Raw genomic sequence first — 14,951 nt, 5'->3', positions numbered from 1 at the left:
CGTTGCTCCTGGATGCTGAGAATTAATGATGTGCCCATTCGATGCTGTTGATATCCACGCCCTGTTTGAACATGTCCCACAGTGGGGAGAGATCGCGCAGACGGCCAATGGATTTACGCACCAACGAAATGGTGTAATCGATCTCTTCTTCCGTGGTAAAACGCCCCAGGGAGAAACGGATCGAGCTGTGCGCTAACTCATCACTCATACCCAGTGCACGCAGCACATAGGAGGGTTCAAGGCTGGCAGAGGTACAGGCAGAACCTGAAGAAACCGCCAAGTCTTTCAACGCCATGATCAGCGACTCACCTTCAACATAGTTGAAGCTGACGTTGAGAATGTTCGGTGCACCGTGTTGCAGATCGCCGTTCAGATACACTTCTTCCATATCTTTCACGCCGTCCCACAGACGATCGCGCAGGATGCGCAGGCGTGCCATTTCGCTGGCCATTTCTTCTTTGGCAATACGATAGGCTTCACCCATGGCAACGATCTGATGCACTGGCAGGGTACCGGAACGCATACCGCGCTCATGGCCGCCGCCGTGGATCTGGGCCTCGATGCGGATGCGCGGCTTACGCTGCACATACAGGGCACCAATGCCTTTCGGGCCATAAATCTTGTGGCCGGAGAAGGACATCAGATCCACTTTCAGCTTGCTCAGATCGATAGGCAGTTTACCCACGCTCTGGGTCGCATCGACGTGATAGATGATGCCACGCGCCCGGCACATTTCACCGATGGCGGCGATGTCCTGCACCACGCCAATTTCGTTATTCACGTGCATGATGGAAACCAGGATGGTGTCTTCACGCATCGCGGCTTCGAGAACCTGGAGATCGATGATCCCGTTGCTCTGCGGTGCCAGATAGGTGACTTCAAAACCTTCGCGCTCAAGTTGGCGGCAGGTATCCAGCACGGCTTTATGTTCGGTTTTACTGGTGATGATGTGCTTGCCTTTCTTCTGATAGAAGTTGGCAGCGCCTTTGATCGCCAGGTTATCGGATTCGGTGGCCCCTGAGGTGAACACGATCTCACGCGGGTCCGCGCCAACCAGCTCAGCGATTTGGTTACGGGCGATATCAACCGCCTCTTCCGCCTGCCAGCCGAAACGGTGGGAACGGGAGGCCGGGTTACCGAAAGTGCCGTCCAGGGTCAAAAACTGCATCATCTTCTCGGCAACACGCGGGTCGACGGGGGTCGTGGCCGAGTAGTCCAGATAAATCGGTAATTTCATTGCTCTTGTACTCCGTACATCACTTCCAAAAACCAATAAATTAGTCGCCAGCTGCTTATGCGCGCAGATTAACGTTGATCGTTTCTTGCAGACGACCGTTGGCCGTGCGGCGCGTATCGCTATTTTGACGGTCTGCCACGTCCAGCACTTCCTGGTTGTTCACCAGTTCGGCCAGCGTAATATTGTTCAAGAACCCGCTGATGCGCTCACTCAGATCGCGCCACAGGGTATGGGTCAGGCAACGATCGCCCCCTTGGCAGCCTTCTTTACCCTGGCAACGGGTGGCGTCTACTGACTCGTCGACTGCGGAAATCACCGCACCCACGGCGATAGCGTCCGCCTCTTTGCCCAGCAGGTAACCACCGCCTGGCCCACGTACGCTGGCCACCAGACCATTCTTACGCAGGCGGGAAAACAGTTGTTCCAGATAAGAGAGCGAGATACCTTGGCGTTCGGAAATATCCGCCAGTGGTACCGGCCCTTCCTGGGAGTGTAATGCCACGTCGAGCATGGCAGTTACTGCATAACGGCCTTTGGATGTCAGTCTCATAGCTAATTGGTTACCTGTTGGTCAAACATGGGCCAAATTCTGACATTCCCGAGTAAATCAGTCAACTATTTAACCTACTAATTTACTCAAGTATTCGTGCTTTTTGTGCGTTTCTCTATCCGATGTATATAAAATACACCTTATAACCCCCAGATAAGCAATACTAACTCGCCTAACTGCGGGTAACAGCAAAATTAATTACCTTGCTGTTTATCCTGTTTCTCGATCGAGGTCAGCATACCACGCAAGATATTCAGCTCCTGCGCCTCCGGGCGTGCCCGGGCAAACAGGCGGCGTAAACGGTTCATCACCTGCCCTGGATGGGCGGCACGGATAAAGCCGGTGCGCACCAGCGTTTGCTCCAGATGCTGATAGAAGCGTTCAATATCATCCACCAGAGGATACGGCGACTCTTCCACCGGCGCGACCTCTGCCTGCTGGCGATCGAGGAAGGCAACGCGAACCTCATACGCCAGGATTTGCACCGCCATAGCCAGATTCAGCGAGCTGTAATCCGGGTTGGCAGGAATGGCGACATGATAATGGCATTTCTGTAATTCGTCATTGGTTAGCCCAACGCGTTCACGGCCAAAGACCAACGCAACCGGACCCTGCTCGCCTTCCTGTACCGCGCGTACGCCGCATTCGCGAGGTTCCAGCATCGGCCATGGGAGAGTGCGCGAACGAGCGCTGGTGCCCACCACCAGGCGGCAACCCGCAATGGCTTCATCAAAGGTATCGACAATCGTGGCGTTGCCAATCACATCGCTGGCGCCTGCGGCCAGGGCGATCGCCTGGGAATCGGGCTTCACCAGTGGATTGACCAGATAGAGGTTGGTTAACCCCATGGTTTTCATGGCACGGGCCGTAGAGCCCATGTTGCCGGTATGAGAGGTTTCAACCAGAACAATGCGGATATTGTGCAGCATACAAACTCTGAGCGTTGCGGAAAATCGTAGCATCCTAACACAGTCGTAGGTATTTTGCCGAACACCTGCTATACTTCGCGCCGTTTCCTGTTCTTTAACATCCTGTGGAAGATACCCATGCATCCGATGCTGACTATCGCCGTGCGCGCTGCGCGCAAGGCTGGCAACCTGATTGCCAAAAATTACGAGACTCCAGACGCTGTAGAAGCGACACAAAAAGGTTCTAACGACTTTGTCACTAACGTCGATCGCGAGGCTGAGCGTCTGATCATCGAAATCATCCGTAAATCTTACCCGAAACACACCGTTATTGGTGAAGAGTGCGGTGAGTTAACCGGTGAAGATCAGGATGTACAATGGGTGATTGATCCACTGGATGGCACCGCCAACTTCATCAAACGTCTACCACACTTTTCCGTTTCCATCGCCGTACGCATTAAAGGCCGTACCGAAGTGGCCGTGGTTTACGATCCAATGCGCAACGAACTGTTCACCGCCACCCGTGGCCAGGGCGCACAGCTCAACGGTTACCGTCTGCGCGGCACCAATGCCAAAGATCTGGATGGCACCATCCTGGCGACCGGCTTCCCGTTCAAAGTCAAACAGCACGCACCGGCTTACATCAACGTACTGGGCAAACTGTTCACCCAATGTGCCGACTTCCGCCGTACCGGTTCCGCCGCGCTGGATCTGGCCTACGTTGCCGCTGGCCGCGTTGATGGTTTCTTTGAGATTGGTCTGAAGCCTTGGGACTTTGCTGCTGGCGAACTGCTGGTACGTGAGTCTGGTGGCTTGGTCACCGACTTTGTTGGCGGGCATAACCACTTCAGCTCTGGCAACGTGGTTGCCGGTAACCCGCGTGTGGTGAAAGCATTGCTTTCCAACATGCGTGAAGAACTGAGCGAAGCGCTGAAGCGTTAATCTTGAGCGGCATCAGGCTACTGATGCCGCGTTTTCTACTGTAAACGGCTCAACCATTCATTCAGCCGCTGTTGGATATAATCCGGCGCTATCTTCTCCTGCTCCAAACGCGTTCCTGGGTAACTTCCCGCGATCAACGCCTTAAACAACGCTAGTTCATCCGCCTTCAGGTGCGTTGGCACTGCGGTCATCGAAGAGTCCTCGTCAACCATCATCGCTGAATAACGCATCACGGTAGCATGATCCATCATCAGGGCCGTCAGCTGTGGCAATTTGCTGCGCGCATCGCTCAACACATGCAATCCCCATGAGTCGATATCGCCCCAGTACGCGACCTGTTTATCGACTAGCCAAGGTGCATCCAGCCAACTGACATTTTTCCCTCCGCCGGATACCGCTACCGTATCGGCCAATAAGGGCAATCCCAATCCTGACTGCACATTCTCCACCACCAGAATATGTTTGGCCGGTAATGGCTGTTGGCGCAACTCCTCCACCGTTAGCTGCAACAAGCCTAATCCACCCAGCCTTGCCTGCGCAGCGGTGCATAACGGGCGTACCGTTAACCAGCCTTTATGATTGCCTTTAACATCCAGCCAGTTAGCCAAACCACCTTGTGCTTCGATCGCCCCATCATGCAGGCAATCGAGCAGATCGCTAATCAAGCGAACATAGTGCTCGACAAATTTGGTATCAACGCCTTGCAGTGGTAAAGCACGCAGATACTGGCCATTACCCATGCCGGGTTTAAGCTGAGGGATCAACTGCTGCAACCGCTGAATATCTATCGGGGACAACGAGGCTAACAACTCCAGATAATTCACCAACACCGGGTACAATTTGGCCTCTATCGCCAATAATGGCGTCATATTACGTACCCAGCTATCGCTGCGGGCTTGCGCCTCTTTCCCCAGATAAGCCAGCAAGCTGGTGATATCCTCAAGTACCAATGCCACTGGCACCCGCTGGCTCCCCAACGTTCGATAATTACGCTCTTCCCACTCAAGCCATTGCTGCTGCGGAAATTGCCGCCAGGCACTGACGTAGCGCTGGAAATGCGCCAGGTCTGCTAATATTGCCCGATTCGTCGGTGGTTTCAGCGAAACGCGTATGGGAAAAGGGCGTTCCCCTAAAAGGCGGGCTTTCAAGTTGCCCCGGTGAAACCACTCACGCTTCGAGATCAAGGCATAAGCCTGCTCAGGCAAGCGACCCCAATCATCCGCCATGCTGGCCAACCTCGGTTAATTCAATGCCCAGGTTTTGCGCTCGGCGCTGGCGTGCCGTATCCAACCGCCGATCTATTTCCGCCCAGGTGACTTCACACAGGCGGCTTTCATGGTTCTTGGCATCACGCTCGGCAATCAGCAATGAGCGCGCAGATTCACGCGCCAGGTTGAGGTTCTTATAGGGCGTAATGATATTGACGTGAATGTGCAACTCGCGGAAGACCTGCAATACCCGGCGGCTGACGGCCTCCGCCGTATTGGAAAAAGCCTCATCCAGAAATACCGTACAGTAAACCGGCCGATCCTGGCCTTCGGGCGTCAACACATAGGCCAGGCTGGCGGCGACAATAGTGCCAGCGAAGGATTCTTTCTCCCCACCGGATTTACCGCCCGAAGATAGCAAGACATCACGCACATCATGGTTGGCCATATCCCGTTCTTCGGCAAAGAATGACATTTGATAACGCGCATCCAACAGACGCAGGCTTTCCTGCGTCCCCGAAGAGGTCGGATTGCTGGCTTTCTCCAGGATCCCTATCACCAGCTTTAACTGCTGATAACGAGCCAGATGATCGTCACTGGTTGCCTGAGCAAAAACCTTATCCAACTGGCGATTAAAGTCCTGCACGTGGGGATACATTTCGATCTTGGTGCCTAACTTCAAATAGCTCCCGGCCCGGAACTCGGTACGAGCCAGCACTTTATTGATAGTCGCAATCCGCTCCAGAATATCATCGCGTTCGGCATCAATGCGTTGACGAATACGTACCATTGACTGGGTGGCGTGCTTGTTTAGACGTGCTTTGAACTGCTCCACCAAAGCAGGCAGACCTTCGCGCTCCAACTGTTCGAGATGTTGTAAATACTCGGGCAGGCTGTCGACACCGGCTCCCCAACTGCCTGCGATAATTTCCCACTTGGTACGGAAGGATGACATGCTGCCCACGGCTTCCCGCAGGGCATTGTTCTTGCGATCGCTGGCTTTATCCTGAGCTGTCACCAAGCGCTTGCGGTGTGATTCAGTCAAAAACGCCAGCTGAGACAGCTCCGCGTCGTCCAAGGTCCCAACTCGTTGTTGCAGCAGAAGACGCACCTCGTCTTCCATCCCAGGCTCCGCCGCCTTACTGGCTTTATCCTGCTCGCGCTGCGCGTTTGCCTTTTCGTTATCCAACCCGCCCTGGCTGGCATTCTTGCGGTCTTTTTCTCCCCGCAAGGTGGCTAAGCGCTGCTTGGCCTCCTCCCAACGTGCTTTACACTGCTGGAGATCGCTCCCCGAAGCTACCCACTGATTAAGCTGTTGCTCAATCCGGCCAACTTTACCCTGCCACAACGGAGCATCGATATCTTCCCAACGATAGCGAGGCAGTTTTTGCCACAACGCCTCTCGCTGGTTCACCTCATCCAGATCGATGCGCGCCGATTCCAGTGCCTTTTGCGTTTTACTCAACTCACTGCTTGATGACTTGATATCCTGCTCTAACAACGCAATACGCGTCTGGTTAGAAAACCCCAACTGCCATGCCCGCCGATCGTCAACCTTATGCTGATCCTTTTTCTCAAAACGGCCTTTGTCGCGATGAATCAACCCTTGCTGAGTTATGGAGAATGCGGTGGCATCCAGGGTTTCGACCGTATCGACACAGTGCAAATCAAAACGCGCCAGATAGTGCTGCAGCCAGCTGCGGTAAGGATGCTCCCGCCAGGTTAATTTATGCAGGTAGCCATCATGATGGAACGCTGGCTCGGCTGACGCTTCGGCTTCCCGAACCACCTGCACTCGAACATGAAGCCCGGTATGACGCTGATTCAGCCAGCGGGTCACCAAATGAAAACTCACCTCTGGCACGGCTAACGTCGTACGTATGCCGCCCAATGCCCGTTCGATAGCCCCTTGCCAATGTAGTTGATCTGGGTCGACATCCACCAACTCTCCGATAAACAGGCATTGTTCACGTGGTAACGCCAAGGCAGTCACCATTTCGTCACGCAAGCGTTGGAAACGCAGATCGATATTCGAATCAGGCCGGGCGCGTATCCCTTCCAATTCCTGTTCAAGTTGGCGCAACTGCCCTTGCAAGTTTGCCAACTCGGCGCTCAGCGCGCCAAATCCATCTTGAGCTGCGCGCTTTTCATCGCTAATGGTTTGCAGTTTTTCCCGCGAAATCGCCTGATTATGCAGAAATACCCCTTCACGCAGGCTGCTCTCCAGCCCCAACGCGTTAACCTCCTGCTGATACTCCGAGGCTTTAACCCCCACGCTTTCCAGTTGACGCTGAGCCTGCGCCAACTCTTGCTTGATGATTTCGATCCGATCGCCACCGGCGTTAATATAATCCGTATGCGTTTTATCAACCTGTTCCTGGGTTTCCTGCTCATCGCGATCCAACTGCCGGATCTCCAACGCCAGCGCGTCCAGTTGGTTTTGTAACCCTTTGATCCTGGTTTCCCACAGACGAAAACCACATTCCCCCATGTAAACCGGTAAGGCATCAAGCTGAGCCGTCAGCCGTTTGATCTCCGCTTCACAGCTGCGCAAGCTACGGTCTAAATCGGGGAATCTGATCAAATGATCCCGTTGATTACGGGCATCCAGCAAACGTTCATGGATCGCCACCAGATCGGCGAACTCATCCACCACCCGGCGGGCATCGTCTTTAACACCGCTGGCTTCCAGCACCAGTTCCCGGATCAACTCGGTTAAATCATCGATTTTCTTTAAACCCAGCGCGCGCGCCAGCAATGCCGGAGCATTTTTATTTTCCATATGCAGGCAGCGCCGATAGGTTTCCTGATAATCGCTAAAATTATCGCCGCACGGCGTAATGGCGGGATCTTCTTTCAGCCATTGATTCAAACCGCGCACGTTGCCCTCACCAAAGCGATCTAATAGCTCTTTCAAGGCGACATCGCGCCGTGCCACCAGATAGATCCGGCTGATGTCCGCCAGCGCATGGCTGTGCTTGGTGGTCCAGAATAGCGCTGCCAACACGATGCAAGAACCATCATCGGCACGGTATAACGCCCGTAATGCGGTAAGCACTGGCCCCTCACGCTTGCTTTTGACCCGCGTTTTGGCCCCGTCATGCTCAGAGCCGAAGCTGCCGCGCATGTAGGACACCAGCGAACGATCGGTGCGATCCCCCTGCGCTGCGGCAATATTAAAAGAAGCTTTTCCCGCTGGCAGCAGCAGCGCCATCAGGCCATCGATCAGCGTCGATTTACCCGACCCGTTATCCCCAGTCACCAGCGTGCCCAACGGATCGATGACGGCCGTATGCAGTTGGTGAAATGACCCCCAGTTATAGACGGATAACTCAGCCAGCCTGATTTGCCCACAATCAGCACCGGGCAGCGTCAATTGCTCACTCTTCGCCATCATCTGTTTCCTCCTTGTTCGCCGGAGAGGTTTCCGCGCTCAATGCCAGCCGTTCATACTCTTCGAGCATAGCTTCCAAGAATGCCGCATTAACCACATAACGAATGACCGGGGTAATTTCATAGCGCTCACTCTCACCACGGATCGCCGATAAAATATAGCGCTCGGCCATTTTATCTAACGCCGAATTCAGCTTCTTTCTATCCGCCTTGCTGTTATTGGTTAACGGCAGAAAGGGCGTCAGGTGGCTTTCGATACGCTCAATGTCAATGATCACACGCTGTTCGCCTGCACGTTCCCGCTCCTGATAATGCTTGCGTAGTACCAACAGCAGTAAGGTGTCATACAAGGACAAGGTGCGGCGGTTAATCAGGGAAATGGTTTCCGTCTCCTCATCTTCCTCCAGATCTTGCTGCAGGACAAAAGCCACTCCGCCCGGTTCATCCAGCAATAAACGCAGATACATATTGGCCAGATGATTACCGATGACGACTTGATGGCGACATAAGGCTTCGAACAGCTTGGGCTTTTGCGTGGCCAGTACGACGCCAACACGCAGCAGGCTAACCAGAGTTCGCCGGATCTCCGGGGCTAACGCCTCGGTATCAGCTTCCGTTACCTCGGGTTCAGCGGTAGCAATCTCTGGTGCCGCAAAATCCAGCTCCAAATCTAGCCGCTCTTCCGGCAGTTTTGCCACTGGTTCAGGCTCGGTAGCTCGTTCCCGCTGCTCTTTACTAAGCTGGCTTAGACGCCGCATGCGATCCAGTAAATCGCCTGATGACACTTTCTCTTCGCTCACAGCGCCAGCTCCCCCAAGTTCGCGGGAAACATGGCCGCACTCAGCAGATAGCCGGGGATCACCGCATTCAGTTGCACACCTTGTTTATCCGTCACCATTATCGTTTCCTTTTCATCCAGCTCTGTCGCTTTTACCGCTTTGGCAACGCGCAGCCAGGCAACCAACTCTTCCAGCCCCATCTCTAAGGGGTGCTGCTGTGCCAATGCGGCAAGGGTCATGGGGCCACCGCGCTGCAATATATCCAGCAGGCACTGTGCCACTTCGAGCATGCTTACGGTGTCCAGATAGTCCAGCATATCGTCGCTGGGAATATGGCCGTTGGTTTGAACTTCTACGCCGGAGGTATCCAACTGCTCATCGGGAGACTTCAGCAGCAGCGCATCTGGCGAGTAAAAGCGAATATGCCCAGTAGGTAGACGCACCGAAGTGCTGGTTTTCAAGCTGTTCTGGTCTTCCTTAAAGCGGATCGCCAACCGTTCCAGCCGCCCCAACAGACGATCCACCGCGCGCTGTTCAGACAATGTCCCGCTTTCGATATAAGCACGCAAGCTCTCTTCGGTCTTGCGGCGGATCAGAAATACCCTTTCACTTTCGCGGCTCAGTTCACGCATCAGTTGCCCAAGAAACTGTTTTTGCTGGGCCGTTAATGATTCTGCGACCGGGAGATTCAGGATCACCTGTAACTGCTCGCGAAATTCCGTCGTGCGGTTTTGATCGCACAACAATTGGAAAAATCCCTCGAAGGCACTGCCAGCATCGGTCTCGGTCAATAGCTGTTCTTTTTCCAGCACCGCCAATAGCACTTCTCCTCGGCTTGCTCCCTGTTCGATCATCTGGATACGAATATCTTTATCCATGGTGCGGATTTCGTCTTCGACACGGCGAAAATCCCCCGTCAGCACCGAAGCCAACTGATAGATTTCCCGTAAGCGCTCTCGTTGCTGCGACGGCGACAACTCCACGATCACCCCGGCCTTAACCGCGTCTATTTCACGTTGAATTTCACGCCTCTTCTGCTCAAGCACCGCCAAACGGCGATCGGGATTGGGGGAAATAGAAATAACAAAATCACGCACCGCATCTTGTACGATGCGTAAATGTGAGGCCGTGGTGGTGGCACTGTGCTGATCTAAAGAGAGGCTAAAGCGTAGGGCTGTTTCACAGGCATCGGTTTTGGTCAGTTGGCCATCCAACTCACGTAACCACCCTGCCTGGATCCATTGGTTCAGATAGCTGGTCGCTGGGCTTTCGGTGATCCAAATGCCCTGGAGGCGACACTGTTCAAGAATGCTTTCCAACAGAATGCGGGCACGCCCATAGGGCACTTCATTTTCTTCACTGAACAGATCGGCGACGAAAGCCAATATCAGCGGGGCGTTATCCGTGCGCAATAACTTCCAGGCAATATTTTCCTGATAGATACGCCGAAATCTGGCTTGGAACTCATAGAAACTAATGATAAACCTCTCTTTCTTTATAGGAAATCCTGAGGGATTACATTAGGTTATTTTACTTATGTTATCTCTTTGTTCAATATTTAATCTCACGATCAACGGGAAAAAGGCCGTATCCCGCCGCCAAATTCCGGCTGAGCACTGACGTACAGCAGCACACCAGCAAACAGCAAGATTAAGCCACCGGCTAACGCCAACGCCCCCCAAGCAACCGCACTCCAGGCCGCCGGTGCGCGCTGACGGCTGATGCGTATCGCCAGCTTACGGCTGTAATGCACCAACAGCGCCAACCCGGAAATCGTGATCGAGGTACCCAATGCCATGGCAAGTGCCGACAACACGCCCCAGCTAAAAACGCCGATCACTTTGGAAAACAGCAAGACCAGGATCGCCCCGGAGCAAGGCCGTAGTCCCATGGCCAGCACAATCGCCGCTTTGGTGCGCCAGTCATTGCCGGCTTGCAGTTCCTCATCGCTCGGTAAATGCCGGTGGCCACAACCACAATTTGCACTATGCACATGATCGGCTGGCAGAGGCTGCAAGCTGTTGATGCGCAGCGCAGGCCCAGGCCGCATGGCTTTCACCGCCATAAACAAGCGCTTTAACGCCCGCCAACTGAGCAAGACACCGAGCAGGATCACCAGAATAAAACTGCCCTTCTCCAGCCAGAAACTACTCTGATGTAGTTGGCGGGAAGAAAGTTGCAGCACCACCAGCACCAACGTGACCAGGGCAATCGCGACCAATCCCTGAACCACGGAGGCGGCAAACGTCAGCTTCAGGCTGCTTTTCAACCGTGCCGGGTGGGTAGCCAGATAGGTGGCGATCACCACTTTACCGTGGCCCGGCCCCAGGGCATGCAACACGCCATAGCCTAGACTGAACAGCATCAGCGCTACTCCCGCTTGCTGGGGAGCCGCCTTGACCTGTTGCAGCAAGGCCGCCATTTCCTGATGTAGCCCTTTCTGCCACACCGCGCTTTGCATCAACAACTGCGGCCAGTAATGCCAAACCCACTGAGCCACCGCCGCCAGCAGAATGAAGAACAGCAACAACGGCCACAGGCTGAAGGCCCAATGGTGCCGAGGTTTGCTGGCCTGGCTAAGGTTTATTGACATGTTAACGTCACCCGCTGGGCAAACTGTTGCCCCAACGCCATATCTTCACCGGGCGAGTCATTCTTATCGAGAGACAATGCGTAGGCTTGTAATGACGAATCGGGCTTTGGCGTCACCAAACTGAATTTGCACTGCTTTGCCATTTCTGGCGGCAGGTGCAGCGCCTTTTGATCCTGATAGGTCATGTCCACAAAATAGGTGGGATCGTAGGTGGCAATCTCAAAGGGTTTCCCCAGCAGCGGCTGTGGCTCTGCCAGCGGCAACACAAACTCCAGCACGGCTTTATGGCCCTGCCGGGATAGATGGTATTCGGTTGGCAGATTGAGGTATTTCACCGGTTTGCCTGCGCGATAAATATCGGTGAAATAGTGCTGCCCGAGGACGTTAGCCATCACTTCCGCCGCCAGTTTTTTCCAGACTTCTGAATCGCTGTTGGCATTTTCTGCGTCATACAGTAGATCCGCCGAGGTGATCTCATCCATTACCCAAACCATTTTTAAACCGGTCAGCTTCTGATCCTTAGCCACAAAGGTGGTGTTCATATCGATAAAACTGTGTGGGTGGGCCAGTGCCCCCATGCTGATCATCATTACCAAGCAGGCCACCAGGGCGCGGAGTTGCATCATCCAAGCATACTTTTTATTGTTATAATATAACATCAACAAAACCTCAACCGGCGTTAACAAGCCGAATAACTGTGACGAAAGTAGTAAGCCGAAGTAAAAGCAGGGGTAACTGCCACGCCCCGCAGAGCCTTTTGCTATGCTTAAACATAATTTAAACACGACCTGCCAGAAGGTGATATGAGCCTGGAGACTTCTTCTGCGCCTGAGTTCTCCGGTCAACAACGGCGCTGTCATTTACTGCTGATGCTGTATGCGCCAGTACCCTCGGTACAACTGGAGACAATCGGCCAAATCAACGGCGTAGACATGCTCATTACCCGGCAAGATATAGCCGAGGTTGCCAGCGAGATCCAGCATTTCCATCATCTGGAAATCAGCGGCGATCCCGACGAAGGCTACCAGATCCAGGGCAGCGCGCTGGATCTTCGTTTATGTCTGCTCCAATGGCTACGGCGAGCCTTGCGTTGCAGCCCTGAGTTTGTCGAACAACACTTTGGCCCTCAGTTTCAGCGGGCGATACAACTTCAGCACCAACAGCTACCGGCACTGGAATTGTGCATCAACCAATGTGAACAGCGCCTTAACCGCCGTTTTGAGCAGCGTGACCGACTGTTTTTGCAACACTATCTTTGTTATTGCGTCTGGGCTAGCCAGCATCAACGCCATCCTCAATTTGATCGCCACCAGCATGAGTGGCTGCAAAGCAAACCAGAACAGCTGGCGGCGGCGGAGCTGCATCAATCGCTCAATCAGCTATTTGGCCAGCCCGGTGATAGTAGAGAATGCGACTTCCTGGCGTTGATGTTTACCCTGCTGAAAAGTCACAGCTACCAGAGCAGCGATTCGCCAGAGGACCAACGCCTGATGGCGGCCATTGGGCAGGTGGTGGAACGCTTCCAGCAGATCTCCGGCATGCATTTCAGCAGCCAGGAGGGGTTAATCAGCCAGCTGTTTGCCCATTTGGCCCCTGCCGTGGAACGTTGCCGGTTTGCTATCGGCATCGACAATACGCTACTGGAAGAAGTGGTCCGTAAATATCCCCGGCTGATGCGTACCACACAAGAGGCATTAGCGCCGTTTGAACGGGAATATGAGATCCAATTTTCGCGGGAAGAAGCAGGGCTAGTGGCGATCAGCTTTGGTGCCTGGTTGATGCAAGGCAATGCGCTGCAGGAAAAGCAGATACTGTTGCTGACGCTGGATAACCCGCAGTTGGAAGAAGAAGTGGAATATCAGATCCGCGAACTGACGCTATTGCCGTTGAATATCAAATATCAGCCATTGCACGACTACCTGCTTGCTGGCGCACCGCAAGGTATCACCCTGGTGATTAGCCCCTACGCCACACCGAGCCAGGAGCAACCACCCACACTGATTATTACCGAACTGCCGCTAGAGCGTCAGCAGCGCAAGGCGATCCGTGCGCTGCTGGAAAGCCATTAACTGCTATTGCTAACCGCCACCGCCGGTGGGCGAATAAACAATGCTGGCACCACCACCGCCACCATCACCCAAAACACTCCGCCCTGATAGTGCTCGAACAGGAAGCCCGCCACCACGGTCATCACGGCAATCCCACCGCCCATCGCCAACGCCGAATAAACCGCCTGCAGACGGATCACTTCCGCCCCCTGACGCGCCGCAATAAAGCGCATTGCCGCCAGATGGCAGACCGTGAAGGTGCCACAGTGCAGCACTTGCACCAGTAACAGCCAGCCGATTTCCGTGGTGGTTGCCATCAAGCCCCAACGCAGCAGGCCACATACGGCGGAAAGTAACAGCAGATTACGCGCGTTCCAGCGGCGGAACAGGAAATTGCTGCTGGCAAAGATAATTACTTCGGCGACCACGCCCAAAGACCACAGGTAGCCGATAGTCGCCGCAGAGTAACCCGCCTCTTCCCAATAGATGGAGGCAAAGCTGTAATAACCGGCATGTGCCCCTTGCAACAGCGTCACACACAGCAGAAAACGCCAGACAGGTCCTTCGCTGAGCAGTTCACGCCAGGAGCGGCTGGGTTCATTCTGCGCCCGAGCCTCACCTTGTGGCAGCACGCTCGGTTTCAGCAACATGCCTACCAGCATCGCCAAAATGCTGACCAACAGGCTGATCAAAATCGCATTATGGCCCCAAACGGACACCAGCTTGCCGGTTAACGCCGAACCGATCACAAAGGCCAGCGATCCCCACAGCCGCACCCGGCCATAGTCCAGAGTGATCTGCCGTTGCCAGGTGGCAGCCAACGCATCAGTCAGCGGAACCAACGGGGAGAAGAATAGGTTAAAACCGGCGATCACCAGCATCAGCCAGGCCCAGCCATTACCGAAACAGAAGCCGACGGCAAACGCCAGGGAGAGCAATGCCAACAAACGCAACGCAGTGATTAAATAAGAGGGATCTTTAACGCGAGGAGCAATCAGCAGGCTACCCAGGAAGCGCGCTACCAGGCCAGCGCCGAGCAAGATACCGATGGTTTCAGGCGGTATGCCCTCACCTTTTAACCAAACGCTCCAAAACGGTAGATAGATGCCATAGGAAAAGAAGTACGTGAAATAACTGAGAGCGAGCCAACGCGTTGATTGCAGAACCATGATCCCTCCAAGATGAGGGCAATACTTTGACAGAGCTCACACCTTGCAGCAATCTTCATTCATGCTCAAAGGGCTAGAGTGCAAAGTAGTTCACAGTTTCGCTGCAACAAAGCGAAAAAACCCG

Annotated in this window: 12 protein-coding genes; 2 read left to right on the top strand and 10 right to left on the bottom strand. The window is 54.1% G+C overall.

What is annotated here, in order from left to right:
• Positions 1-22 precede the first annotated feature (22 nt).
• The 3 genes from ABIE29_RS14920 to trmJ all read right to left on the bottom strand — a co-directional run bounded on the left by ABIE29_RS14920 (position 23) and on the right by trmJ (position 2,716).
• Positions 23-1,237, bottom strand: a complete 1,215-nt coding sequence (locus ABIE29_RS14920) for an IscS subfamily cysteine desulfurase (RefSeq protein ID WP_024529352.1) — start codon at positions 1,235-1,237, stop codon at positions 23-25.
• A gap of 55 nt (positions 1,238-1,292) precedes the next feature.
• Positions 1,293-1,787: a Fe-S cluster assembly transcriptional regulator IscR gene (gene iscR, locus ABIE29_RS14915; protein WP_021807192.1), complete on the bottom strand. Its 495-nt coding sequence runs from the start codon at positions 1,785-1,787 to the stop codon at positions 1,293-1,295.
• Between the two features lie 194 nt (positions 1,788-1,981).
• Positions 1,982-2,716: a tRNA (cytosine(32)/uridine(32)-2'-O)-methyltransferase TrmJ gene (trmJ, locus tag ABIE29_RS14910; protein WP_429619508.1), complete on the bottom strand. Its 735-nt coding sequence runs from the start codon at positions 2,714-2,716 to the stop codon at positions 1,982-1,984.
• Positions 2,717-2,833: 117 nt separating this feature from the next.
• Here trmJ and suhB point away from each other — a divergent pair, with 117 nt between their 5' ends.
• Positions 2,834-3,637, top strand: a complete 804-nt coding sequence (gene suhB / locus ABIE29_RS14905) for an inositol-1-monophosphatase (protein ID WP_021178863.1) — start codon at positions 2,834-2,836, stop codon at positions 3,635-3,637.
• Positions 3,638-3,672: 35 nt separating this feature from the next.
• Here the strand turns inward: suhB and ABIE29_RS14900 are convergent, their stop codons facing one another.
• The 6 genes from ABIE29_RS14900 to ABIE29_RS14875 form a co-directional block, all read right to left on the bottom strand.
• Positions 3,673-4,863, bottom strand: a complete 1,191-nt coding sequence (locus tag ABIE29_RS14900) for a DUF3322 domain-containing protein (protein ID WP_429619506.1) — start codon at positions 4,861-4,863, stop codon at positions 3,673-3,675.
• Entirely contained in the window at positions 4,853-8,242 is a 3,390-nt protein-coding gene (locus ABIE29_RS14895) for an ATP-binding protein (protein ID WP_429619504.1), read from the bottom strand. The genes ABIE29_RS14900 and ABIE29_RS14895 overlap by 11 nt, the downstream gene beginning before the upstream one ends.
• On the bottom strand, positions 8,226-9,038 hold the full coding sequence (locus ABIE29_RS14890; RefSeq protein WP_429619503.1) for a DUF4194 domain-containing protein: 813 nt from the start codon (positions 9,036-9,038) through the stop codon (positions 8,226-8,228). Before ABIE29_RS14890 ends, ABIE29_RS14895 begins: the two co-directional genes overlap by 17 nt.
• Complete coding sequence (locus tag ABIE29_RS14885; protein WP_429619633.1) at positions 9,035-10,459, bottom strand: DUF3375 domain-containing protein; 1,425 nt, start codon at positions 10,457-10,459, stop codon at positions 9,035-9,037. The genes ABIE29_RS14890 and ABIE29_RS14885 overlap by 4 nt, the downstream gene beginning before the upstream one ends.
• Positions 10,460-10,587: 128 nt before the next feature.
• The gene (locus ABIE29_RS14880) at positions 10,588-11,610 is read right to left on the bottom strand and encodes a nickel/cobalt transporter (protein WP_429619502.1); all 1,023 of its coding nucleotides are present in this window, start codon (positions 11,608-11,610) and stop codon (positions 10,588-10,590) included.
• Positions 11,601-12,269: a DUF1007 family protein gene (locus ABIE29_RS14875; RefSeq protein WP_429619501.1), complete on the bottom strand. Its 669-nt coding sequence runs from the start codon at positions 12,267-12,269 to the stop codon at positions 11,601-11,603. Before ABIE29_RS14875 ends, ABIE29_RS14880 begins: the two co-directional genes overlap by 10 nt.
• A gap of 144 nt (positions 12,270-12,413) precedes the next feature.
• Here ABIE29_RS14875 and csiE point away from each other — a divergent pair, with 144 nt between their 5' ends.
• Entirely contained in the window at positions 12,414-13,679 is a 1,266-nt protein-coding gene (gene csiE, locus ABIE29_RS14870; RefSeq protein ID WP_429619500.1) for a stationary phase inducible protein CsiE, read from the top strand.
• Here csiE and ABIE29_RS14865 read toward each other — a convergent pair.
• Positions 13,676-14,827: a 3-phenylpropionate MFS transporter gene (locus ABIE29_RS14865; protein WP_429619499.1), complete on the bottom strand. Its 1,152-nt coding sequence runs from the start codon at positions 14,825-14,827 to the stop codon at positions 13,676-13,678. The two genes, csiE and ABIE29_RS14865, sit on opposite strands and share 4 nt — an antisense overlap.
• Positions 14,828-14,951: the final 124 nt, after the last annotated feature.

This window comes from Serratia sp. 2723 (assembly GCF_050434425.1).
Taxonomy (GTDB): domain Bacteria; phylum Pseudomonadota; class Gammaproteobacteria; order Enterobacterales; family Enterobacteriaceae; genus Chania.
This window is presented reverse-complemented; position numbering and strand designations above follow the sequence as displayed.

Excerpts from the sequence above, each read along its gene's own strand:
- ABIE29_RS14920 (WP_024529352.1), bottom strand. The coding sequence starts at position 1,237 with ATGAAATTACCGATTTATCTGGACTACTCGGCCACGACCCCCGTCGAC.
- iscR (WP_021807192.1), bottom strand. The coding sequence starts at position 1,787 with ATGAGACTGACATCCAAAGGCCGTTATGCAGTAACTGCCATGCTCGAC.
- trmJ (WP_429619508.1), bottom strand. The coding sequence starts at position 2,716 with ATGCTGCACAATATCCGCATTGTTCTGGTTGAAACCTCTCATACCGGC.
- suhB (WP_021178863.1), top strand. The coding sequence starts at position 2,834 with ATGCATCCGATGCTGACTATCGCCGTGCGCGCTGCGCGCAAGGCTGGC.
- ABIE29_RS14900 (WP_429619506.1), bottom strand. The coding sequence starts at position 4,863 with ATGGCGGATGATTGGGGTCGCTTGCCTGAGCAGGCTTATGCCTTGATC.
- ABIE29_RS14895 (WP_429619504.1), bottom strand. The coding sequence starts at position 8,242 with ATGATGGCGAAGAGTGAGCAATTGACGCTGCCCGGTGCTGATTGTGGG.
- ABIE29_RS14880 (WP_429619502.1), bottom strand. The coding sequence starts at position 11,610 with ATGTCAATAAACCTTAGCCAGGCCAGCAAACCTCGGCACCATTGGGCC.
- ABIE29_RS14875 (WP_429619501.1), bottom strand. The coding sequence starts at position 12,269 with ATGTTATATTATAACAATAAAAAGTATGCTTGGATGATGCAACTCCGC.
- csiE (WP_429619500.1), top strand. The coding sequence starts at position 12,414 with ATGAGCCTGGAGACTTCTTCTGCGCCTGAGTTCTCCGGTCAACAACGG.
- ABIE29_RS14865 (WP_429619499.1), bottom strand. The coding sequence starts at position 14,827 with ATGGTTCTGCAATCAACGCGTTGGCTCGCTCTCAGTTATTTCACGTAC.